Source organism: Pedobacter sp. GSP4 (genome assembly GCF_051857575.1).
Classification (GTDB): Bacteria; Bacteroidota; Bacteroidia; order Sphingobacteriales; family Sphingobacteriaceae; genus Pedobacter.
Genome location: NZ_JBPZIR010000007.1, coordinates 79,184 through 103,151 on the forward strand (window position 1 = coordinate 79,184; position 23,968 = coordinate 103,151).

The window sequence follows — 23,968 nt, forward strand, 5'->3', positions numbered from 1 at the left end:
AAAAACGATCATGAAAATCAATAAAATCATCATATGCAGTATTTCCTTACTGACATTGAGTATGGTTATCACTTCCTGCAAAAAGTCTTTTGTAGAATTAACCCCAAAGGGAATCGTTCCCGTTAATACTTTTTACGCTACAGAGATTGATATCAAATCGGCACTTACAGGTGCATATAGCAGTTTGCGGCCTATTTACAATGAACAGTATGGCTTTGGCGAACTTCCTTCTGATAATGCACAAACATACGGCGAAAGCGAAGTGCTTTATGGCGAGCAGGATAAACTGACCTGGACTGCAAATTCTACCAATTTACAGAACGCATGGGCCAGATTTTACGCAACCATTGCTTATGCCAATATTGTGCTCGACCATGTTGCTGCCCCACCTATGACAACTGCTAACCGTAACGGCTACATTGGGCAGGCAAAGTTTCTTCGTGCTTTAATGTATTTTAATTTGGTAAGGATGTTTGGCGGGGTTCCACTGGTATTAAATGAGATTACTTCAGAACAACAGGCCTATTCTTACAACCGCGCAACTGCTGCAGCTGTTTACGCCCAGATAGAAAAAGACTTAACAGAGGCGGCAGCAGTGTTGCCTGCAAGTTATTCGGGTACCGACATTGGCCGTGCTACGAGTATTGCCGCTAATGGCCTGTTGGGTAAAGTTTATATGTTTCAAAATAAATATACCGAGGCTGAAAGCATTTTAGCAACCGTGGCTGCAACTGCAGGCACCCTGTTGCCATACGACCAGGTTTTCGGCCTGGGAAAAGATAACAATAGGGACATCATTTTTTCAGTGCAATATCTTGGAGGTGGTTTTGGCGAGGGAAATACTTTTGCACGGAGTTTTGTGCCACAGCCATCAGGAACAACCATTACCGCTGTAACAGGTAACAGTAACAACAGCGGAACAAAGGATTTATACGATACTTTTGAACCGGGAGATAACCGCCTCAGTACCGCAATTGGTGTGTATAGTGCGGGAACCTTGGTTTATTATTATGCTAAAAAATTTGTATACCAAAGTGTTGGAGCCAATAGTGAAGGCGATAATGATTGGCCGGTTTTGAGGTATAGTGATATTGTTCTGCTATATGCTGAAGCCCTGAACGAAAACGGTAAAACTCCACAGGCACTTACACAGCTAAACCTTATCCGCACCCGTTCCAATCTCGCTGCTAAATCCGGATTGTCGCAAACCGATGCAAGAACTGTTATCCAGCATGAAAGAAGGGTAGAGCTTTGTTTCGAGGGAGAGAGATGGTTCGATTTGATCAGATGGGGAATAATGGTTAATGTGATGCAGGCCCATAAAACCAATTATGTATCTGCAAATGGTGTAATTGGAAATATAGTGCCCACATTGGCTTTATATCCTATACCAACCAGGGAAATTCAACTCAATCCAAAGTTAACCCAGAATCCGGGTTATTAGTAAGCATGTACATTAATCGATTGTAGAACTGAATACTTTATAATGTGAAAAGGGGTTGTCCGGAAAAAATCGGCAACCCCTTTTTTGCATGCTGTATTTCAGCGTAAATTTAGATTCCCAATTCAAGCTAAATAAACTTCATCGAAGCACGTTTATTTACTGCTTAAAATAATACAACAGGTAGCGGATGTAATAGCCAGTATTTGGAATGCACTTATTTCTTTACCGGATGATCTTCCAAATAGAAAATAATCTTTCCACCATTGGTAAGCATTTGATGGGTAATATGGTTTTTGGTGTAAACTTTGCCATTAAAACTGATTTTGGTGATGTAAATGGAATTGTTGCTCTTTTTTACCGCTTGAATTGTTGTTTTTTTACCATTGGGGAAAAGTATTGTGGCTTGTTTAAACAATGGGCCTGTAAGCTGATAAGTTCCTGAAACCGGATCAACTGGATAAAAACCAAGTGCAGCAAAAATATACCAGGCAGACATTTGCCCCGCATCATCGTTGCCACTCAAGCCACCAGCGCCATCGCTGTACTCTTCGGCCAAAATGCGCGATACCTGCAACTGTGTTTTCCATGGGGAAGATGTATAATTGTATAAAAATGGGATCTGGTGGCCCGGCTCATTTCCATGCCAATATTCTTTTTTAGCAAATAGTGAATCAAGATTGTTTTCAAGGTTTTTACTTCCTCCCATTAATTTAATCAGCCCGGGCATATCATGTGGAACATAAAATGTATACTGCCTTGGGGTGCCTTCGGTAATGTAGGGTTCGCGGTGATCGGGATAAAAAGGTTTATACCATTCGCCATTTGCATACCGGCCCCTAACCATACCGGCCTCAGGATCAAAAATACGCTGATAATTGAGTGATCGTTTGGAGAGTTCGAGATAATCGCTGCGTTTTCCCAGTGCCTTGGCAATGCTTGCAAGTGCATAGTCATCGTAAGCATACTCCAAGGTACGGCTAACCTGTTCTTTTTTGTGGAAAGCGTTCGGAATGCTGTCTTCCATCGGTATATAGCCATATTTTAGGTAGCTGTTAATGCCACGCCTGCCTTTTCCATTCAGATAATCTGTAGAATCTGGCATTTGAAAAGCATTTTGTCTCATCAATATGTAAGCTTCCTGCACATCATAATTCCTAATACCCTTATTGTATGCAGAGGCAATGAAAGCAGCAGCATGGTCGCCGATCATTGCTGCCGTGTAGCTGTTCCAACAAGGGAATATAGGCATCCAACCACCTTGCTTGCCTTTAAGTACCATCGAATTAACCAAATTATTTGCTAAATCAGGTTTAAGTATTTCAATCAAAGGTAATTGCGCACGGTAAATGTCCCACATAGAAAAATCGTCGTAATAGCTGCCCTTGCGCATAGTGAGGTTTTGGTACTTGCCTGCAAATTGTGGGTACCTACCATCTACATCATTATATAGTCTTGGATGCTGCATGGCATGATAAAGTGCTGTGTAAAAGATTTTTTTCCCTGTTTCATTTTTGTCCACAATGCTTACCTGAGCTAACGATTTTTCCCATGCCTGGTTGGTTTTTCCTAAAACCGCATCAAAGCTTTCAGTATTAATTTCACTTTCTAAATTAGCCCTCGCAGCAGCTATGCTGGTAAAAGAAGTGCCCGAGTAAACGACTAGCTGTTCACCTTTTTGAAGCTTAAAGCCTGCAAAAGCACCAATATCCTTTTTTTGGCCAATGCTTAGCTGATTGGAAATATGGCCTTCGCTATAAACCCCTGATGTGGTAAAGGCTTTTTTTATACGGATAAAAAAATAACCGCTGAAGCCTGCTGGCTCTCCCCATCCCTGATAGATGCGGTGAACAGGATTATATCCAGATATTTCGCCTTTTTTTGCATCTACCTGGATAAAACCCTTGCTTTGATCGCTGTTCGGACTTACCAAGATATAAACACTGTCGGTTTTTAAGGCGGTAATGCGCATTAATCCACTTCTAAGCGTGGCCGTAATTTCAGTAAGCAGTTTATGGCGTGGTAATTTCAGCTTATAATAAGATGGGCTGGAAACTTCGTTTTCATGTACATAATCTTCGGCATAGTGGTTCGGTTTGGTTTCAAGATGCCCGGAGATGGGCATGATGGTAAAACTTCCGTAATCCTGCATGCACGAACCGCTGATCCAGTGGGTTGCCCTAAAGCCGTAAAACTTTTTGTTGTTGTAATAATAAGGGGCTAGGCACTTTTTTTCGGTGAGCTGCGTCTGAGGGGTCCACTGTGTCATGCTAAATGGTGGAGCAACCGCTGGAATAGTATTAGCCAAACGTTCTGTTTTATCTTCAATATGCTGACTGGCCAGTGTAGTGCTGGCAGCGGTGCCAGAAAAAGGCTGGACATAGCGAATTAGCTGCTGTTGCTGTGCACATACCGGGCCTGTACAAATTGCTGTTGCCCAAAAGCAGCGTAAAAACAGCAAAATTTTATGCCTTTTATATTTAGAAGCCTTGTTTTTTAAATTAGCTAAGCACATATTGATGTATATAAGATAATATTATGGAAGTTCTTGTATTGCCTGTTTGTTATCTAAGGGTAATTTGGCGTTTTTAATGGAAACCTTTTCTGTTTTTTTGAAGATAATCTGATGAGGGTTTTCCCCTTTTTCAACCCGTAACCCATCGATATTGATTGTATTTACATCGTCAAAAATAATTGCCGGCCTAAAATCGGAGGCCCTGTAATTTAATCTGATGTTTTTAAAAGATATACCACTAACATGCCGCACATAAAAGCCCCAAGAGGGCAATTCACCAAACATACTAAATTCAGGGTAACCGGCTTCATTCTCTGTCACACTATCGAGTTTATCAATTGGGATATGTGCAGTTTTTTCTGATGCACCGCCACCATAGGTAATTTGAATATCTTCGAGCAATACATTTTCGACCGGGTAGCCCGGAATACCGGTAATAGCGGCAGGCAATAAATTATGTGGTGCTGTTTTGGGCAATGGCCCTTCCAGCGGATAACCGGCATCGGGTTTATTATTCGGAATATCTGCCTTTACCTTAGCAATGCGTATGTTTTTTACGCTGCTGTACCGATCCGTTTTGTTTCGATGGCCTAAACGGATAAAAATAGCATTGCCGGTGTATTTTGCGGTAACACCTTCAATGTCAACACCATCTATAAATCCACCATCAACAGCTTCTAATGCAATGGCTGAGCGGTAGGTATTGTAAACAGTAATATTATGAACTTTAATGTTTTTGAAACCACCGTAAGAACCAGTGCCGATTTTAAAACCGCTTGCACTCGATCGGATGATACAATTGGCCACATAAACATTTTCGCATATGCCGGGACTTCCTTCCGATTTCAAACAGATGCCATCATCGGCAGCATCAATATTACAATTGGTAATGCTTACATTTTTGCTGTTTACGATATCGATGCCATCGTTATTCCAATAAGCAGTACTTTCTATGGTAACGCTGTCTATATTTAAGCGGTTACAGTTTGTATAGTCCTGCACCCAGCCGGCACTGTTTTTTACGATTATACTTTTAACAGAGATATCTTCGCAATTTACAAAGGCAATTAACCTCGGTCTATTGCTTTCGGATGGACGTTTAACCAACCAGGTGTCATCAGTTAAAATACCGGCATGCAACAGTGTTATCAGGTTTTTCACAACTTCGGCACCACGGCCATCTATACTGCCTTTTCCTGCAATGCCAATATTGCATTTGCCTTTAGCATAAATGAGTGCCTGTGCATCCTTTTTGCCATAATCTAAGCGCTTAATACTGCCCAGTAATGTTGCACCATCGGCAAGGTACAGGGTAACGTTAGATTTCATTTCGATGGGCCCGGTAACAAATTGGCCCGAAGGTACCGTTACGCGCCCACCAGTTTTTGCAGCAGCATTAATGGCTTGCTGAATGGCCTTGGTATTTGAATATTGCAAACCAGGTTTAGCACCAAAATCCTTAATGTTGAAAGATTTGTGCTGCGCAATGGCACTAAAAGCAGATATCGATAAGATAAGGATGGAGGTAAAGATTTTCATTAATAGAACATTTATTGATATGCCTTTATAATTAATTGATGGTATTTGTTGTACATAGCTATTGCTTTACCAACCGGGCTGCCAACTGTTTTAATAGGATAGTCTTTTCTTTTATTTACCCAATTCCACTCCCATGCGCTTACATCATTGTTGAATTTTTGGGTATCGATTGCTTTATGATCATTTAAGGCCAGTGAGGCATGCTCAAAAAAACGCAGCCATCTAGGCTTGTAAAAATCGTTTAGCAAGCCGCTCCATTGCCTGCAGGCATACTCATTTAATGGACTCTTTTGGTTGCCCCATAAGCTAATCAGGTCTTTTGCATTCATTTCGTAAAGTGCTTTTTCACTGGGGGTATTTCCCCAGGTCCTTGCCTGGTTTACCCATGGGCCAAGCATGAAATCTTTGCGTGTAGCCAATAATTGATCCATATCATCTATCAATTGTATAAATTTTTGGCTTTCGGCCTTAAAAGCAGGGATGTTGTTTTTGTAATAGGCGGTTGCAAAATTATGATGGATGACCATGGCGTAATTGGCCATCACCTGCCGTGTTACATCCACAATATCGTATTGAAAACCATCGCTGGTGCGACAGGCAGGAGCAGCCTTTACCAGTTCATCCCATGCTGGGAGCAGATCGCGTTCCTGGTAATTTAATTTGGTTTTGGCCCATCTGGTCATCGAATCCAGGGTAGGTCGTGCTTGAATAATCGATTCGGCACCGTCTCGGATATATTTATCTATGGGAACGTTATAAACGGTTTTTCTTAAAATTTTCCATGCATTTTGAGCATGGTAATTATTTTTTCCATAACGGTCAATGACATAGTTCGGTAACCAGGTTTCTAAATCTATAGGTTTTGACCGCCAGGTATTGGCCATCATGAGTTCGTATAATACCGGGTTCTGTTCAATGCCTTCCATGGTAAGGCCAATGCCCTTCATTTTACCGCTTTGTGCATGGTTTAAAGCTTCGGCAGGTGCATTTGCAATTACATCCATGCGCCCAAAAAGATTGGTGTTGCCACCAAAATTGTGCAACATATTCCAGATCCACGGTTTGCCATAAAAACCGGAGGTACGTTTCCATACCGGCTCTATTTCTGTGGCCAGATCCAGAATAATCATTTTATCGTTGGGTACTGCTTTTAACAGCGCTTCGGTTTGTGGCTCTTTCCAAAATTTTCTATCGCTATAAAAAAGCCATCCCTGCATTACCCAAATGGCTTTAGGGTCTGCCTGCGACATGCCATCATAAACCCTTGCACTTAGTTTTGCTAAAAAATCGGGCTCTGCTGACGGGGGTTCATTTTCATTAAACGTATCAGCAGAATAGAGGTGGTCGGTACCCAGCAAAGCGGTTTGTTTCTGCAGGAATTTTTTTCCAATGAGAGCAAACATCGGATCTTCCGAATCAAGAATATAGGTGTCGGCAAAACCATTTGTCCAATTGGTAGCCTTTAGTTTAGCGTTGGGGAATTTCTTTTTAAATGCTGCTGGAACATGACCGGTAAACGCAGGAAGCACAGGTTTCATACCGAGCGACCGCTGTCTGGCCAGAATTTTCTTTTGTAACTCAAAATGGCTTTTCATCCAGCTTAATGGAAGCGGACCGCCCCAGCCATCTATATTTCCCATCCAAAACCATGAAAAATAAGCAGGTCCGGTAAAGAAATTTTTTAAGTCATTATCTGTGAAGCCCAATTCTTTATAAATAAGGTACCAGGTATATTCTTCTCCGGTAATGGCCAGTGGCATGTTAATGCCGTGAAGCGCCATCCAATCTATTTCTTTTTCCCACCTGGCCCAGTCCCACCAGCTCATGCTGTAATTAAAAGTACAGTAATTTAGGTAATAACGGTATTCGTACGGGGTAGATTTTCTGATTTTGTTTTTAACCACCGGAAGCTTTAGCGGCAGTTTAAGGTTAACTCCATTCCAGGTAATCTGGCAGTGTGCATATTCGGTTAAATAGTAGTAAAAAGCAGAAGCAATGGCTATGCCGCTGTTTCCTCTTAATACTATTGTGTTTTTTCTGCTTTCAATTTCAAAAACATCCAGGCCATTATCAGAAGCGATACTTTCGGTTACAAACGACCGATGCTGTTTTGGTAAGATTCTTTTGATCAGGGCATCGGAAGAAGAAAGGTACACTTGTGCCTTAGCTGCAGAACAGCATAATATAAATACAGTAATAGTGGTGTATATTTTTAATTTCATCAGTCAGTTTTATTTTAATGTCCAGCTTGGGTTAAATCTTTAAAAACCATTTTTTAGCATAAAGAAATTTTAATATGGCCAACTGGATGATAAGAACACCCAGCCACAAACCTGCCTGTTGCCACATGGATGGAATTTTATCTATGATCCCACCAAATATAAACAGTGCTGTGGCTTCAAAATTGAATAGTCCATGTGCACAAACGTAAATTAAAATTGAATTTGTACCTATCCAAATGAATGGCACGGCCCATTTTTTATAGTGTTTAACATCCATAACGTAATAAAAGAAAGCGAAAAGAAGTAAACTAAAGCCGCCTGCAAATAATACGAATGAGCTGGTCCACATGTTTTTGTTGATTGGGAAAAATACATTCCATAACCATCCGGCTATAACCAGTATAAAGCCGGCTATTAATAAGATAAATGCTTTTTTAACAGGGTTAAAGCGCTCGTTTTTATCGTTTAAAAAAGATCCGGTAAATATTCCCAGCATTGCTGAAGCAATGGCTGGAATGGTGCTTAACAAGCCTTCTGGGTCGTAAATGGCCCGATGGAGTTTGCCCGGCAGCCACAGGCGGTCTATATAAGCCGCCAAATTACCAGCGGGTGTTAAAACACCGCTTCCAAAATTAGGTACTGGTACCGTAATCATTAATACATAATAACCTGCCAAAATACCAACAAACCAAATTATCTGTTTGTTTAAAGAAAAATTAAGGTAAATAAGTGCTGCAAAAAAAGTAGATAGGGCAATACGGGCAAGTACACTGGCAAAACGGGTATTTTGGTAACCCTGCCACTGTAATAGGCCATTCACTATCATGCCGAGGATAATCAAAATCAGAGTTCTTTTAATCAAGGCGTAATAAATACGCCGGGCCGATTGTTTTTTATCCTGCTCAGTACTTAAATGTTTCTCATAAGAAAAAGGCATCGAAACACCCGATATAAAGATAAAGAGTGGAAAAATAAGGTCGTAAAAAGTAAATCCGTTCCATGGAGAATGGTGAAGCTGATTACTGATACCCAATGATAAGCGTTCGAAGAATGATAGGCTTTCATTGGCGGCAATGGTCCAATCGTTAGGATTTCTAACCAGGGAATGTTTTTTCATTATTGCATTGGCCAGGCCATGAAAAATACCTTCGCCACTGATGATCCAGAACATATCAAAGCCACGCAGGGCATCTAAAGAAAACAGTCTTTTCTTTTGTGCTGATGATGTATCCTTTGGCTGAGCGGTAGTGTTCATGTTGTATTTGGAATATGATGACGGAAATTATTTTTTTATGGTTGTATGGTAAACAATTTCCCCTTCATCATTAATGGCCTGCATCCGGATGAGGTCTTTGCTGATGGAGAAAAGCATAAAACCATAAATGGAGGCCACCATCTGTGCATCTGAGATGAGTTTTACAGGTGTTTTTTCTGAAGCTGCCCCAGAAATGAAGTGATGTGTTTTGCCTTCCGGTTTAATGTACTGGAGGCTATGTTCATGCCCGGTGAGATAAACATCTACACCATAGCGGTCTAAAATTGGTTTGAGCGAGTTACGGATCGCTTTGGTATCGTAGGCTTCTGTTCTGCTGCCTCCGGTGTACATGGGGTGGTGGCCGACAACGATTTTCCACCTAATGCTAGGGTCTTTATCACCCAATACCTTACTAAGCCATCGCTTCTGTTGTGTAGTATCCTGGCCTTTAACATTTGGACCATATTCTGCATTTTTATAAAATTCTGGAATGAGCGGGTTGGTATCAATAAAAGCAATGAGCACCTGATTATTGGGGTCGCCATTGATCGGGAATTTTTTAGCATAGTAACGGGCAGGCATTTTCCACCGGCGGCTGATTTTTGAATAGTCTATCTGTGCGTCAGGGTTCGATTTATAATCGTGGTTGCCCAGCACCGGGTACCAGTCCCACTGCAGCGAAAAGTCCGTATAAATATCTTCAAAAGAATATTTGAAAGAAGGATCCTGAGCGCTGATTACACCGCTCGGATAAAAATTATCGCCGGTAGAAATGATGAAATTAGCTTTTACTTCGCTTGCGGTAATGCCCATTTGTTTGGCAACCTGTTTTTGATGATCGGCACCATTTCGCCCCCAATCGCCCATGGCAATAAAGTTAAGGGACGAGGTTTCTTTGGTTAAAATTTTGGTAGTGGGAGAGGTGTCTGATGGTGTTTTTAATAAAACCTGTGCACATAGGGAGCCATAGGTAGATAATAATGAAATCAATAACAGTAAATTTCTAATCATTTATATAAGTTTAAGATCTTTTAAAAAGGCCTGGTGATCTGTTAAACAAGATCGGAAAAATAAAAATTTCCCTGGTACCTACACCAGGGAAATTTAGGATGCTGTGCAAACTTTGACTTAGTTGTAGCCAGGGTTTTGCACCAAGGTATTGTTCGTCGCAATAGCTGTACTCGGAATCGGGAATATACGGCGATAGGTATCGGTATTGGTTTTCGACAGGCCATAGGCGTTCTCGAATTTTCCAAACCTGATCATATCGTTGCGGTGCCAGGTTTCCCAGGCAAATTCTTTGCTGCGCTCATTGTAAAGTATATCTAAGGTAAGCGCACCCAATGGCGCAGAGGTTGTTCTGTTACTTCTTACGCTATTTACCAGCCCCAATGCAGTAGCACCCAGTGTTGGGGTTCCTCCTCTAAATATGGCTTCTGCTTTCATCAAAATGATGTCTGAATAGCGGAATAACGGCATATCATTATTCTGGTTCCGGTTAGTTGGATTGGTGTAATCAGCTATAAATTTAATGTTGCGGTAGCCAGTGTTCCAGGCAATTTCATCCTTGCCTAGATCGTAAGAACCTGGAGCCAAACGCGAAGCCGTAAGTGGAGTTAAATTGAGTGCATACGTTAACGTTCCTGCCGGAGTACTTCCGGTGTAAAACTGATCGTAACCTAAATTAGTGGTACTCACCATAATCGGACTTCCGTCTGGCCAGTACTGCGGGCCGGTAAGCCATTGTTTATTTCTGATATCGTTCGCATCGTTAAAATTGGCATAAAACTCCGTTGTGGTCATTCTTGGTCCGCTTGGTTTATTGTTTGATAGACCACCGCCACTGCTTTGGTTCATTACCGGATTGGTAAATGAGCCTGGTGTAGAGCCCGAATAGAGGTAACGGATGCCCAGATTCCTGTTTAGGTCGTAACGGGCTAAGAACATATTACCCGAAGTGGTTGCAGCATCAAATGGAATGGCGAAAATAAACTCTTTTTGAGATGGTCCATTGGTAGGGTAAAACATTTGCAGATAGGTAGACATGGGTTCTACACTATACAAGCCCGAACTGATCATCTGATCGCAGGCTGCGATGCAATCATCGTAGCGTGGCGTTCCGGTGTATACAGCGGCATTTAAGTACATTTTTGCCAATATAGAATAAGCCAGGTATTTGGTTGGTAAACCATAGGTCGCTGTCCCTGTAGTCGATTTTAAATAAGGGATAGCCGCTTTAAGTTCGCTTTCTACATAATTGAATACCTGTGTACGAGTCGAATTTGTTTTTAATGCTGTAGCGCCATACAACGTATCTAATGGTACATTGCCGTATAAATCCATCATCATAAAATAGGATAGAGCCCGCATGGTTTTTAATTCTGCAATATTGGTGCTTTTTGCGGCACCCGCTGGTGCTGATTGGCTGATAATCGAAATGGTTTGATTGGCTGTACCGATAATATTGGTTAGGTACGACCAGCCTGCTGCAACCCATGCATTATCTTTTGTCCAGGTATGGCGGTGTAATTCAAGGTACTTATTTCCGTCAATCCAGTCGGAAGCAAAAATCGGCAGCACCGATTCGTCTGTTGAGCAGCTTTGTAAAAAGAAATAAGTGGTAGCATAATCACTTCTTAAATTGATGTATACCGCACCAGATGCCGATGTTAACTGCGCTGCTGTTTGGGGATAGGTTTCTGGTGTAAGTTCTGATGTAACAGGTACCTCAAGTTTTTGACAGGAGGTGAATATTAATGCTGCGTTTAGCGCAAATAATACTCCATATAATATCTTTTTCATGTTTTTAAAATTTGTGTTTTAAAATGATGCGTTAAGACCTAGTAAAAAAGTACGTGTTTTAGGATAGAAGTTATTATAATCTATACCCGGGGCAGCACCGCCTTGATTAATCTCAGGATCAATTCCCTTATATCCGGTAATGGTAAATAAATTATTGGTTGATAAATAAACCCTCACATTACTTACAAACTTAACCGGGTTTTTAAAATTGTAGCCCAACGTTGCATTATCCAAACGCACGTAAGAACCACTTTCAATATACCGGTCTGAGTAGAATGAATTTCTTGTATCCGTTACTTTATCGTCGGCAGCGCTGTTTAGTATGTTATTAACTGCTGCACCTGCGGTATAAGATAAATCAGCTTTGGTGGCGTTAAATATCTTATTGCCAAAGGTTCCCCTTAAAAAGATATTGAGCTCTAATTCTTTGTATTTGAAAGTATTGTTCCAGCCCATAATTATTTTGGGTTGTGCATTGCCGAGGTAAAAATAGTCGGTTCCAATGCTTGGTGTAGTTGTTGTAGAACCATCGCGTTTATAAAACAGGGAGTTACCACTAGCATCTTTACCTGCATATTTCAGCGTAAAAAACTGGCCAAGCGGGTAGCCAACTTTCAGGATTTGTAAAGTTGCATTGGTTTGGCCCGGTCCTTCAGGATCTGAGTAACGAACAGAATCTGCATTTGATATTGGACCTTGTAAGCTAGTAATCTTGTTTTTATTGTAAGCCATGTTAATGGTGCTTAACCATGAAAAATTCTTGGTTGTAACTGGCGATACATTTAAGCTTACTTCGATACCTTTATTGTTGATACTGCCACCATTCGCATACAATTGGCCGCCCGGAACAAGTGCTGATGGTACATTGTATTTGAAAAGCATGCCAATGGTATTTTTATCATACACATCTACGCTACCGGTAATTTTGTTGTTTAAAATCCCGAAATCAACGCCCAGGTTTTTGGTTGATGTTCTTTCCCATTTCAAATCAGGATTTGCACCTTGAATTGGCGCATATGCAGCGGCCTGAACGCCATTATTGTAATACGTGCCGCTAATGCCATAAATTAACTGTCCGTTATAGGCACCTATACCTGCCGAATTACCGGTAACACCATAACTGGCTCGGAATTTTAAATCGCTAACAAACGATTGCCCTTTCATAAAATCTTCTTCGCTTACCCTCCAGGCTAAACCAACAGACGGGAAATAACCCCATTGGTTATTTTTTCCGAATGCGGAGCTTCCATCACGTCTGATTGAACCTTGCAGAAAGTATTTACTCTTGTAATTATAATTTAACCTAAAAAAGTCAGAGATCAGCAGAATCCTCGCATAGGTAAGGTCGTTCCCTAAATTAATGCGGTAAGAAGAAATGGCATACGGATTACCCAGGGTAAGGTTTTGAAAACCCACGTAATCTGTTGGAAAATTCGTACTCGAAGTTTGAAAACCATCACCAACAATATTATCCTGATAACTATAGCCCAGTACCGCATTTAAGGTGTGGTCGCCAATTTTCTTGTCCCAGGTTAAGAAGGTTTCCAATATTTTATTGGTGTTTTCAAAGTTGCTCCTTAAAGCAGATCCGTTGGTGCCAAATACCCCACCAATAAGCGTGTGTGCAATTCCAATACCTGGATCGGGGTTATTGTAAAAATTCGATGTTGGGTATTTGCCAAAATAACTGCTGTAAAACTCACCGTGCGCAGCAGTAGTTTTCTGGTATGATAAGTTAATGTTATAGGTAAAGCCGAAGGGCAATTTAACTTCCGTATTAAAACCACCGATTAAAACGTTATATTTTGTTTCATCCTGGGCATTGTTGGCAATGGCAAGCGGATTAAAATACCCTGTATTATTTAGGTTTTCGAAATAACTTCCATCGGCATTGTAAATCGGAGAAACAGGTAAGCGCTTGGCTGCCTGTAACAACACAATATTCTGTAATGGCTCGTTAATAGACTTGCTGCTTGAATTGGACAGGTTTAAACTGAATTTTACTTTATCGTTAAACGCGTATTGATCTATGTTTAACCTTCCAATAATGCGGTTTAATGAACTTTTACTTAGAATCCCCTCTTTGTTAAAATAGTTTAAGCTGGCACTATAGTTACTGTGATCGGTACCTCCGCTAAAGGAAAGGTTATGGTTTTGCGAATATGCAGAAGATCGCTCAATGGCTTTCATCCAGTTTACATTTTCTCCCTTATCATCATTTGGCGAAAATGTAACCTTGTTAGCTGTAAGGTAAGCTCGCAATTGATCAGCATCCATTAAATCAAGTTGATTACTCACTTTTTCGGCAGCTGCGTAGCCACTTTAGCTTAACTGTGGCTTGCCCGATTTACCACGTTTAGTAGTTACGATAATTACACCACTAGCTGCGCGGTTACCATAAATGGCAGTTGCTGCGGCATCTTTTAATACATCAATTGATGCAATATCGGCTGGTGCAATTGCTGCAATATCGGCTCCTGGGATACCATCAATCACATAAAAAGGTGCCCCAGGGCTATTAATGGTAGATGCACCACGCAAGATTACTGCAGCAGGCTTGTTTGGGTCGCCGCTTGAGCTAATATTCAACCCCGGAACTTTACCCTGTAGCAACTGGCCAACATCTGCAATAGCACCTTTATTTAATTCTTCGGGCTTTACCGAAGTAATGGCACTTGATAAGCCCTTGCGCGAACCCTTTCCATATCCTACCACCACTACATCTGTAAGTGAGGTATTGGCTTCGCTGATGGTTACTTTGTAATTCGAACCCGCACCTATGGTAAGTTCTTTAGGCTCGTAACCCATAAAGGTAAAAACAAGCTTGTCGCCGGTTTTTGCGGTAATACTAAACGCACCATTGTCGGTGGTAACTGTTGCCTTATTGGTTCCTTTTACCGAAACAGATGCACCTATAATAGGTATATTGTCTTTGTCTACTAAATTTCCGGTAATTTTTCGGTCAGTTTGAGCAAAGGCCGTATTAAAGGCCTGGCTAATGAGTAAGAACAGCAAAAAGATACTGCCATACTTTAAGCTTGTACATGTAAATCTCATGATTTTTGTAAATTTAGGTTCATAAATGGTTTGTTTTAATTTGGTTATATATTGTTTTGAGATAGAATGTTAAAATTTAATGGTAGCCGGTAAGTATTTAGCCACAAGCGCTTCGTAGTATGGTTTTAGTTCAGCCCAGCTTTTCTGGTTGGGGTTTTTAGAATAAAGGTCATAAGGGTTGAACAGGTTTACCCATTTAAACATTTCGTGATCTTTTTCATTCATCAGGTGGTCGTAAGCATTTTCGCGGTGTTGTGCGTAAAAAGAATGGTAGCGCAACATATACAATCCCGGTTCTGGTAGGTAGGGCTTCATCATATGGTACACATATTCGTCGTGGCCCCAAGACATGTCTACATTTTCCAAACCACAGTTCTGAGTATAAACACCTAATTTGGTTTGGTAGGTTTCGTTACTAAAATCTGGGTTTTGGCTAAAAAATTCTGGATAAACAATTTTATCCGAATAGGCACAGCCCACAGGAAATGTATCGCCTACAACGGCCCACTGCGGCTCTCCGAAAAGGCAAAGTACTTTTCCCATATCATGAATTAAACCTACCAGTACCATCCAATCGGGATGCCCATCATTGCGGATAGCCTCTGATGTTTGTAAAAGATGCTGCATCTGGTCCAGATCTGTATCGGGATCAGAATCATCTACCAGTTTATTCAGGAAATCGAAGGCACTCCATATCGGCATTTCCTGTTTATCGAATTTTAAATAGTCTGCTTTTTTCTGTTTTACAAAATCGTATGTTTGATAGGTATGGTTAAGCCTGTAAAATTCTTTTACGCTATCCTTTTCAGTCTCTTCATAATTCCTAAACTGCTCTTCTGTTTTTTCTGTATTGATGTTTTTTGGGTCGGGGTAGCGGATCAAAATATCCTCTTCCCATTGATCAAGGTTTTGCAACGGATTTTGGTTATCCTTTGATGCTGCGCTCTGGTTTCTCATAAGGCTAGAAATTGATTTTGGTTAAAGTTTTTTGTTTGTTCTTAAGTTAAAGTTGAGTTTTTGAAAGCTTAAACTTTTATATTTTGCCAATTTTATTTACGTAAACGATTACGTAAAACTTCATTTTGGTCTAGTTAATCAGCAATAATTTGCTTAAATTTAATACGTTACGGCAATTACTGATATAATGGATCCTACCTCTGCCCGTGGTATACCCGCACGAGCTGATCAAAAGAAAAAAAATAAACGTTGATGTTACGATTATTTTATATTTTCGCTTCAGGCCAAATCCCTTTTTTGTAGTCGGAAAGGGAATTTAAATGCTGTAACCAAATAACTTGTTATGAACATAAACCTTGCTTAAAGTTGTTAAGCTGTTGTTTGTTTTGATTAAGCTACTGGTGAAGAACTAGGCTTTGAGCTATTTGCAATAGCAAAAAAGCCTTGAAAAACTAACAAAACATATTTTATTAAACATGGCGGAATCAGTAAATATTAAGCGGTTGGCCCAAGAGTTGAATATTTCTATAGCAACCGTTTCAAAGGCCCTTAACGATAGTTATGAGATCAGTTTAAAAACTAAGAACAGGGTTTGGACCTTGGCTAAGGAATTAAATTACACACCAAATCCAGCGGCAAGCAACCTGCGGAGCCACAAAACCAAAACTATAGCCGTAGTAATTCCCTGCGTGGCCAATAATTTTTTCTCTTTATCGATAAAGGGAATCGAAGAAATTGCCAGGCAGTATGGCTATCATGTACTCATCTATCAAACCCACGAAAACATAGAATCGGAGGTTGCCTTTACCAACAGTTTGCTGAATGGCCGTGTTGATGGTATTCTTACTTCTGTATCGAGCAGCGAGTATAACAGTGAGTACTACACCAATCTGGTAAAGAAAATACCTTTGGTGTTTTTTGACCGTGTGTATGAAAACCTCGATGCAGTTAAGGTAACTACTGATGATTATGAAATTGCGTTCCAGGCAACAGAACACCTTATTGAATGTGGCTGTACAAAAATTGCCTACTTATACGGTCTTGAAAATCTTCCGGCAGGCAAGGCCAGGTTTGCAGGATATATTGATGCCCTGAAAGTACATGGAATTGATGTGGATGAACAATTGGTTATCAAATACCACGATGATGAACAGCTTAATCTCGAGCACATCAAAGCCCTGTTGGATTTACATAAACCAGATGCACTATTTTCGTCTATCGAAGAGTTTATTATTCCATCCTATTCTGCATGCAAAGAACTGGAACTGGCTATTCCGAAAGATGTAAAAATATTGAGCTTTTCCAACCTGAGTACAGCAAAGCTGTTAAATCCTTCGCTCACAACCATTACCCAGCCAGCATTTGAAATTGGGCGCGAAGCTGCCAAGTGCCTGTTCAAAATCCTTAACAATAAACAGTTGGATGATGAACAGAATATTGTATTAAAATCAATGCTGATCAAACGTGAATCTACCGGCTGTTAACTCATTTTAATTTTGCAAAGTATGCTTTTTGACCGAAAACGTTTACGTAATTAAATAATAGAATTAAGCCAGCAACATTGGGATTTTTTCTGACTTTTAAAAAAAACCAAATATAAAAGATCTCTATGAACCACCTGTCTGCATTCGATTATGCCGTTTTCCTGATGTATTTTATTATTGTTTCGGCATATGGCTATTGGGTTTATCGGAGCAAGAAAAAAAAACGTACAGATACCAAAGATTATTTTTTGGCCGAAGGTTCGCTAACCTGGTGGGCAATCGGGGCATCTATTATCGCGTCGAACATTTCTGCCGAACATTTTATCGGCATGTCTGGCTCGGGTTTTGCCATGGGGCTTGCCATAGCCAGTTACGAATGGATGGCAGCAGCAACTTTAATAATTGTGGCTGTTTTCTTTTTGCCCATCTATATCAAGAACAAAATTTACACCATGCCACAGTTTTTATCTAACCGGTATAACAACACGGTAAGTACACTCATGGCAGTTTTTTGGTTGCTCGTATATGTGTTTGTAAACTTAACTTCCATTTTTTTTCTTGGTGCTATTGCCATCGAAACCATTACTGGGGTTCCATTTAATATCTGCATCATATTTTTGGCGGTTTTCTCTGCCATTATAACCTTGGGTGGCATGAAGGTAATTGGTTATACTGATGTTATACAGGTTTTTGTTCTGGTGGCCGGTGGTTTAATAACCTGTTATATGGCACTGAAACTCGTATCCGAAAAATTAGATGCACCCACTGTATTGGCTGCATTGCCCTTGCTAAAGGTTGAAGCCTCCGATCACTTCCATATGATATTCGCAAAAGGTGATAAATTTTACAATGAACTGCCTGGTATTGCTGTATTGGTAGGTGGCTTATGGATTAACAATTTAAACTACTGGGGCTGTAACCAGTACATTGTGCAAAGGGCATTGGGAGCCGATTTAAAAACAGGCCGTAACGGATTGATATTTGCCGCATTCTTAAAATTACTTATTCCTGTAATTGTTGTAATTCCGGGTATTGCGGCCTATGTACTTTATCAGCGTGGCTATTTCCATTCAGAAATGCTTGATGCAGCCGGAACGGTTAAACCCGATCATGCTTATCCGGTACTGATGAATTTATTGCCCGGAGGTATAAAGGGACTTGCCTTTGCTGCGCTAACAGCTGCTATTGTGGCCTCTCTTGCCGGGAAATGCAACAGCATAGCCACCATTTTTACTTTGGATATTTACAAAAAGTTTATCAAGCCCGGAGCATCAGAAACGCGCCTGGTTTCAGTTGGCCGCTGGTCGGTGGTTATCGCCTCATTAATTGCCATTGTTATTGCACCTGCATTGCGCAGTTTCGATCAGGTTTATCAGTTTATCCAGGAGTATGTCGGATTTATTTCGCCGGGCGTTTTTGCCATTTTTCTACTTGGTTTTTTCTGGAAAAAAACAACTTCGCGGGCAGCGCTTACAGCAGCCTTGCTCACCATACCCTTATCTACCTTATTTAAATTTCTACCTACGCTGAGCGGTGGCGCAATAGCAGCAATTCCTTTTTTAAACAGGATGTCGTGGGTTTTTCTGATCATTATTGGTTTAATGATCATAGTAACGCTAAGCGATCCGAAAAGTAAGGATAACCCGCAGGGATTAGAAATTGATAGCAGCATGTTTAAGGTTACCCCGGCATTTACCATTGCCTCGGTCATTATATGCGGTATCCTTGCAGCGCTTTATACCGTTTTTTGGTAATCAAAACATTGTATAACAAAGCTTTAATTATTTATCCCAATCCTTTTTGAAAATGAAGACTAGAATATTATTCTTTTTTGTACTCCTGGTTTCTTTTGGCGCAGTTGGCCAAAATAAATTCTACAATATAAAAAATTATGGTGCAGTTGGTGATGGTAAGACCAATGATGCCGTGGCCATCCAAAAAACAATTGATGCCTGTGCTGCTGCTGGTGGTGGACAGGTAATTGTGCCGGCTGGGCATGTGTTTTTAAGCGGTCCTTTTAACTTAAGATCATTTGTTGATTTAAGGGTTGAAGGTGGCGCTAAGCTCTTGGCCAGTCCGGATGAGAAATTGTATACGCAAAGTGCCTTTAAAGAAAATAAAGGTGAAGGCACCATTTGGATCAGTGGAGAAAAACTAGAACAGGTTAGCATTACCGGTACAGGCGTGATTGATGGCAATGGAATTTCGTTTATGGGCGAAGAACTGAGCGATTCGTATGTGCTGAAGCCATTTAATATTGTAGATCCACGACCGCATCTGCTCACTTTGATCGGTTGTAACAAGCTGAATATAGATGGTGTTACTTTTCAGAATTCGGCCTATTGGACTGTTCATTTGGTTGGCTGTAATGATGTTTCCATATCCAATATTACGCTGTTGAACAGCATTAAGATCCGTAACAGCGATGGGATTGACCTAGACCACAGTAAAAATGTGAGGATCAACAACTGCTACATCGAATCGGGCGATGACTGTATCTGCCTGAAAAATAGAAGGGAATACGAAGCGTACGGTGCCTGCGAAAACATCGTAATCAGTAACTGTACCATGACTTCCAGTTCCTGCGCCATTAAAATCGGTTCAGAAAACATGGACCGTATCAGCAATGTGCTCATCAATAACTGCAATATCCGAAAAAGTAACAGGGGTATAGGTATCCAAAACCGCGATGAAGGAACGGTTAGTAATGTGGTTTTTTCCAATCTGCTTATTGAATCAAAATTATTTTCAGATGTATGGTGGGGCAAAGCCGAACCTATTTACATTACCGCATACCCAAGGGCAACCAGTAATAATAAAGATGCTGGCTGGCGTTTACCAAAAGGACAGACCAAGGGTAAAGTAGGAGCGGTCAAAAATATCTATTTCAGCAATATCCGATGCACAGGAGAGGGCGGTGTCTACATCAGCGGCGAGGGGCAGGATAAAATTTCAGAAATTTATTTCGATCAGGTGAGTGTGCACCTTGATAAAACGACCAAAGAAACAGGTGGGATTTACGACCGTAGGCCCAGTAATGTAGAAGGGCTGGTAAAAAGTCCGATTGCTGGGTTCTATTTCGAAAATACCGGCTACATCAGTTTACTCAACAGCAATGTGGTTTGGGGAATAAATAAGCCCGATTACGCAGGGAAAGCATTAGAACAAAAAAACGTAAGCAAGTTAAAATCTGTAAATTTTGGTGAAACGAGTTTGAAATAAACTTTTTAAACTGCCAGAAAACCTTAGGCTATGTTAAACACTGTGCAAAATTATCCAGCACGCGGGTTAAACCTTTGTGCCGGGTATTATGGGCATATACTAGAACCTCGACTAAAATGCTTGGCCGGGTGCTGGTAATGCTACATATCATCAAAAAAAAACACAGATTTTACTTAAACGTTTAAGCAAATAAAATCCCCAAATTTCAATTAAAGACCTACTTTTTTTTACAATTTCGTACTATATAACCGTATATATAACGATTAATATTTGGCCTACTGCTTAAGCCGTGGCCGGTGTTTGTTTACAAGATGGTTAAAGGCAGTATTCAGATCACAATGCATTGATGGTACGGCTACAGTTAAGAACTAAAATATATTAAAGTGAGAGGAAAAAGGCTATCCATAACTGATATTGCCAAGCAATTGGGAACTTCAACTACAACAGTTTCTTTTGTGATTAATGGGAAAGCAAAGGAAAAAAATATCAGCACTGCACTTATCGAAAAAGTTGAACAGTTAGTGTCTGAACTCAATTACCATCCCAACACATTGGCCAAAAGTTTCCGTACTGGTAAAACAATGACCATTGGTTTTATTGTTGATGAAATAGCACAGCCCTTTTTCTCTGGGATTGCGAAATATATTGATGAAAAAGCATCTGCATTTGGATATAATATCCTGTTCAGCAGTACAAAAAACACTAAAAAAAGGGGCGGAGAAGTTTTAAAGGTGTTTAACGAACGCCATGTGGATGCCTTTATCATAGCCTTGCCAAATGGTCTTGAAAAAGAAGTTAGTGAAGTAATTGCCAGCGATATACCTGTAGTGCTTTTTGATCGGTACATCCCGGGTTTTGAAAGTGATTACGTATTAATAGATAATGAAAAAAGCGCTGCAGATGCTACCAGCCATCTTATTGATAATGGATATGGTGAAATTGCTTTTGTTACCATAGAAACAGATCAATCGCAGATGCTTGACCGCACAAAAGGCTATGAAAGGGCAGTTGGTTTAGCTGGATTAAAACCGCACATTAAAAGAATCAATTATCAGGATAAAGAATCTAGTGTAGCTGAAATTGTGCAGTTTCTGCAAAACAACAAGCAGATAGATGCCGTCGTTTTTGCCTGTAACTATTTAACTATGGATGGTTTGGACGCACTACGCCAGGTTAACCTCAAAATAGGCGAAGATATTGCCATGGTTTCCTTTGATGACCTGGAGGTGCTTAAGTACTATCTGCCTTCCATAACGGCTATTGCACAGCCGTTAGAAGAAATTGCAGATCGGATTATGGAAATTTTAATGTATAGGTTATCCGATAATACTGATAAAGGTAAGATTAAGGCCATTTTGGATACCAAATTAGAAATACGCGATTCATCGCTAGTTAAAATACCAGCAGTGCATGGTTAAGTTTAAGGCAAGCCATTGAGCATAATAAGATTAAAATTTAAGTGTGAGCGGAAAGAAATATATGCAGAAAAAGATAAATGTACTGGTTGACCTGCCCGATTTGGGCATTATTGACTTACCCATAGTTTATACCATGCGTGTTGATTGCGATCAACCGCTTGTGTATGTAGCAGACTGTGAGATTTTGATCAAAGGAAATCTCCCGGGGTGGCTTTTTCAAACTACTTTCAGCATAGCCTATACCCAAACTACCGATGCGAATGCTACATTATTTTCGTTATGCGGTAATAAAGAATACACCAATCGCCATTACGAAATGATGCTGAGTATTGTATCTTCTTATATCCAGCTTAAGGAAGATGCCGTTTTTTTGAAACAGCAGTTGGCAGCTGTTTAAGTTGCTTTTATCTAAATATAACAATGGGAAACAAATATAAAAAATTAGAACAAACCTGGCGTTGGTATGGTCCAAATGACCCGGTAAGCTTACAGGATGTTAAACAGGCGGGTGCCACCGGGATTGTATCGGCATTGCACCACATTGCCCATGGCGAAGTATGGCCCTTGGCAGATATCCAGGAAAGAAAAGCCATTATTGAAGCTGCCGGTTTAACCTGGTCGGTAGTAGAAAGTGTACCCGTGCACGAAGCCATAAAAACCCGTAGGGCCGATGCAGGTCAGTACCTTGAAAACTATAAAACCTCTTTGCGCAATTTATCTGCCTGTGGGATAAAGATTGTATGTTACAATTTTATGCCGGTACTGGATTGGACACGCACGCAGTTGGACCTGGAAATGACCGACGGATCTAAGGCACTTTACTTTAACTGGATCGATCTGGCCATTTTTGATCTGTATATTTTAAAGCGCGAAAGCGCAGAGGCTGATTATTCAGCATCTATTTTGGAGCGTGCGAAACATAAATTTGCTACGTTAACCGAGCAGGATTTAGCTGACCTGCGCGTCAATGTGCTGATGGGGATCCCGAACGAAAAGGAAATTGAACTGGAAACACTGCGCAACAGCATTAACGAATATAAAGCCATCGGTACACAGGGACTGAAAGAGAATTTAAAGTTTTTCCTGTCCTCTATAGCAGAGGTTTGTACCGAGGAAGGCATTAAAATGACCATCCACCCGGATGATCCACCTTATCCAATTTTGGGCCTGCCAAGAATTGCCAGTACTTTAGAGGATTTTAATTACATCATTAAAGAGGTAGATCAGGCCTTTAACGGTGTTTGTTTCTGTACCGGATCATTAGGTGCAGGGGTAGACAATAATGCCCTCGAAATTTTTAATGCCGTTAAAGAACGGGTTTACTTTGCGCATTTACGTAACGTTACCAAAGATGAAGATGGCAGTTTTTACGAGGCCGATCATTTGGGCGGCGATGTAAACATGTACGAAATCATGAAGGCGCTCACCGAAGAGAATGCTTTACGCGATAAATCCATCCCGTTCCGCCCAGACCATGGCCACCAGATGTTGGATGATTTGGCGAAGGTAACCAACCCAGGTTACTCGGCAATTGGTAGGTTACGCGGTTTGGCCGAATTAAGGGGCTTAGAGATAGGCGTAACCGGCAACTACTAGTATAAAGATATCTACCTGTGTATTTCGCTAAAAACTATTAAGGCCGTTAAGCCTTCGATTTAATGAGCAGTACTGTTAGTACGCTCATTTTTGATTTTTTCCCTGTGCTGCATGCCCCATCTTGTCATTGCCTCTACCAATTCCTCAAGCGTTTGACTGTAGGGCAGAAGTTCATATTCAATTGTTACAGGATAACCTGATGTAACCTTCTTAATAATAAATCCATTAGCTTCCAGCTCTTTTAATTCGCTCGAAAGCACCCGTGCCGAAATTCCTGTAACTTGTTTCTGCAGCTCTGAGAACCTATTATTGCCCCGGGCCATAGCAATAATAATCATCAATTTCCATTTACCGCCAATTACATATAAGGCATCGCTTACAGCGAGCAAAACCTTTGTACACTCTTCGGTAAACCCTTTGCCTTCTCCAGGTATTAATTTCTTCGATTCCATTTTTACGT

17 protein-coding genes are annotated in these 23,968 nt (G+C 40.7%); 7 read left to right on the top strand and 10 right to left on the bottom strand.

Annotated elements, in window-relative coordinates; translation table 11 throughout:
* The first annotated feature begins 10 nt into the window (after positions 1-10).
* Positions 11-1,444, top strand: a complete 1,434-nt coding sequence (locus tag ACS5PU_RS17710; protein WP_439460491.1) for a RagB/SusD family nutrient uptake outer membrane protein — start codon at positions 11-13, stop codon at positions 1,442-1,444.
* 214 nt (positions 1,445-1,658) lie between these two features.
* Here the strand turns inward: ACS5PU_RS17710 and ACS5PU_RS17715 are convergent, their stop codons facing one another.
* From ACS5PU_RS17715 to ACS5PU_RS17755, 9 genes are all read right to left on the bottom strand, one after another.
* On the bottom strand, positions 1,659-3,956 hold the full coding sequence (locus tag ACS5PU_RS17715) for a GH92 family glycosyl hydrolase (RefSeq protein ID WP_439460492.1): 2,298 nt from the start codon (positions 3,954-3,956) through the stop codon (positions 1,659-1,661).
* A 21-nt stretch (positions 3,957-3,977) separates the two neighbouring features.
* On the bottom strand, positions 3,978-5,495 hold the full coding sequence (locus tag ACS5PU_RS17720) for a glycoside hydrolase family 28 protein (RefSeq protein WP_439460493.1): 1,518 nt from the start codon (positions 5,493-5,495) through the stop codon (positions 3,978-3,980).
* Positions 5,496-5,506: 11 nt separating this feature from the next.
* Positions 5,507-7,717 (bottom strand): alpha-N-acetylglucosaminidase, encoded by a 2,211-nt coding sequence (locus ACS5PU_RS17725; RefSeq protein WP_439460494.1) that lies wholly within the window; start codon positions 7,715-7,717, stop codon positions 5,507-5,509.
* 31 nt (positions 7,718-7,748) lie between these two features.
* Entirely contained in the window at positions 7,749-8,972 is a 1,224-nt protein-coding gene (locus tag ACS5PU_RS17730) for an acyltransferase family protein (RefSeq protein WP_439460495.1), read from the bottom strand.
* A 27-nt stretch (positions 8,973-8,999) separates the two neighbouring features.
* Entirely contained in the window at positions 9,000-9,983 is a 984-nt protein-coding gene (locus tag ACS5PU_RS17735) for a purple acid phosphatase family protein (RefSeq protein ID WP_439460496.1), read from the bottom strand.
* A 117-nt stretch (positions 9,984-10,100) separates the two neighbouring features.
* Positions 10,101-11,774, bottom strand: a complete 1,674-nt coding sequence (locus ACS5PU_RS17740) for a RagB/SusD family nutrient uptake outer membrane protein (protein WP_439460497.1) — start codon at positions 11,772-11,774, stop codon at positions 10,101-10,103.
* A gap of 18 nt (positions 11,775-11,792) precedes the next feature.
* Positions 11,793-14,072 carry a SusC/RagA family TonB-linked outer membrane protein gene (locus ACS5PU_RS17745; RefSeq protein WP_439460498.1) on the bottom strand — a complete coding sequence of 760 codons (2,280 nt, stop codon included), beginning with the start codon at positions 14,070-14,072 and terminating at the stop codon, positions 11,793-11,795.
* Positions 14,073-14,096: 24 nt separating this feature from the next.
* On the bottom strand, positions 14,097-14,831 hold the full coding sequence (locus tag ACS5PU_RS17750) for a TonB-dependent receptor plug domain-containing protein (RefSeq protein ID WP_439460499.1): 735 nt from the start codon (positions 14,829-14,831) through the stop codon (positions 14,097-14,099).
* A gap of 69 nt (positions 14,832-14,900) precedes the next feature.
* On the bottom strand, positions 14,901-15,788 hold the full coding sequence (locus tag ACS5PU_RS17755; protein WP_439460500.1) for an inositol oxygenase family protein: 888 nt from the start codon (positions 15,786-15,788) through the stop codon (positions 14,901-14,903).
* 476 nt (positions 15,789-16,264) lie between these two features.
* On the opposite strand from ACS5PU_RS17755, the gene ACS5PU_RS17760 reads away from it, so the two are divergent.
* The 6 genes from ACS5PU_RS17760 (at position 16,265) to uxuA (ending at position 23,508) form a co-directional block, all read left to right on the top strand.
* Positions 16,265-17,272: a LacI family DNA-binding transcriptional regulator gene (locus tag ACS5PU_RS17760; protein WP_439460501.1), complete on the top strand. Its 1,008-nt coding sequence runs from the start codon at positions 16,265-16,267 to the stop codon at positions 17,270-17,272.
* A 125-nt stretch (positions 17,273-17,397) separates the two neighbouring features.
* Complete coding sequence (locus tag ACS5PU_RS17765) at positions 17,398-19,026, top strand: sodium/sugar symporter (RefSeq protein ID WP_439460502.1); 1,629 nt, start codon at positions 17,398-17,400, stop codon at positions 19,024-19,026.
* A gap of 52 nt (positions 19,027-19,078) precedes the next feature.
* Positions 19,079-20,494, top strand: a complete 1,416-nt coding sequence (locus ACS5PU_RS17770; protein ID WP_439460503.1) for a glycoside hydrolase family 28 protein — start codon at positions 19,079-19,081, stop codon at positions 20,492-20,494.
* A 383-nt stretch (positions 20,495-20,877) separates the two neighbouring features.
* Entirely contained in the window at positions 20,878-21,912 is a 1,035-nt protein-coding gene (locus tag ACS5PU_RS17775; RefSeq protein WP_439460504.1) for a LacI family DNA-binding transcriptional regulator, read from the top strand.
* 43 nt (positions 21,913-21,955) lie between these two features.
* On the top strand, positions 21,956-22,309 hold the full coding sequence (locus tag ACS5PU_RS17780) for a hypothetical protein (protein WP_439460505.1): 354 nt from the start codon (positions 21,956-21,958) through the stop codon (positions 22,307-22,309).
* A 23-nt stretch (positions 22,310-22,332) separates the two neighbouring features.
* On the top strand, positions 22,333-23,508 hold the full coding sequence (uxuA, locus tag ACS5PU_RS17785; protein WP_439460506.1) for a mannonate dehydratase: 1,176 nt from the start codon (positions 22,333-22,335) through the stop codon (positions 23,506-23,508).
* A gap of 59 nt (positions 23,509-23,567) precedes the next feature.
* Here the strand turns inward: uxuA and ACS5PU_RS17790 are convergent, their stop codons facing one another.
* The gene (locus ACS5PU_RS17790) at positions 23,568-23,960 is read right to left on the bottom strand and encodes a winged helix-turn-helix transcriptional regulator (RefSeq protein ID WP_439460507.1); all 393 of its coding nucleotides are present in this window, start codon (positions 23,958-23,960) and stop codon (positions 23,568-23,570) included.
* Positions 23,961-23,968: the final 8 nt, after the last annotated feature.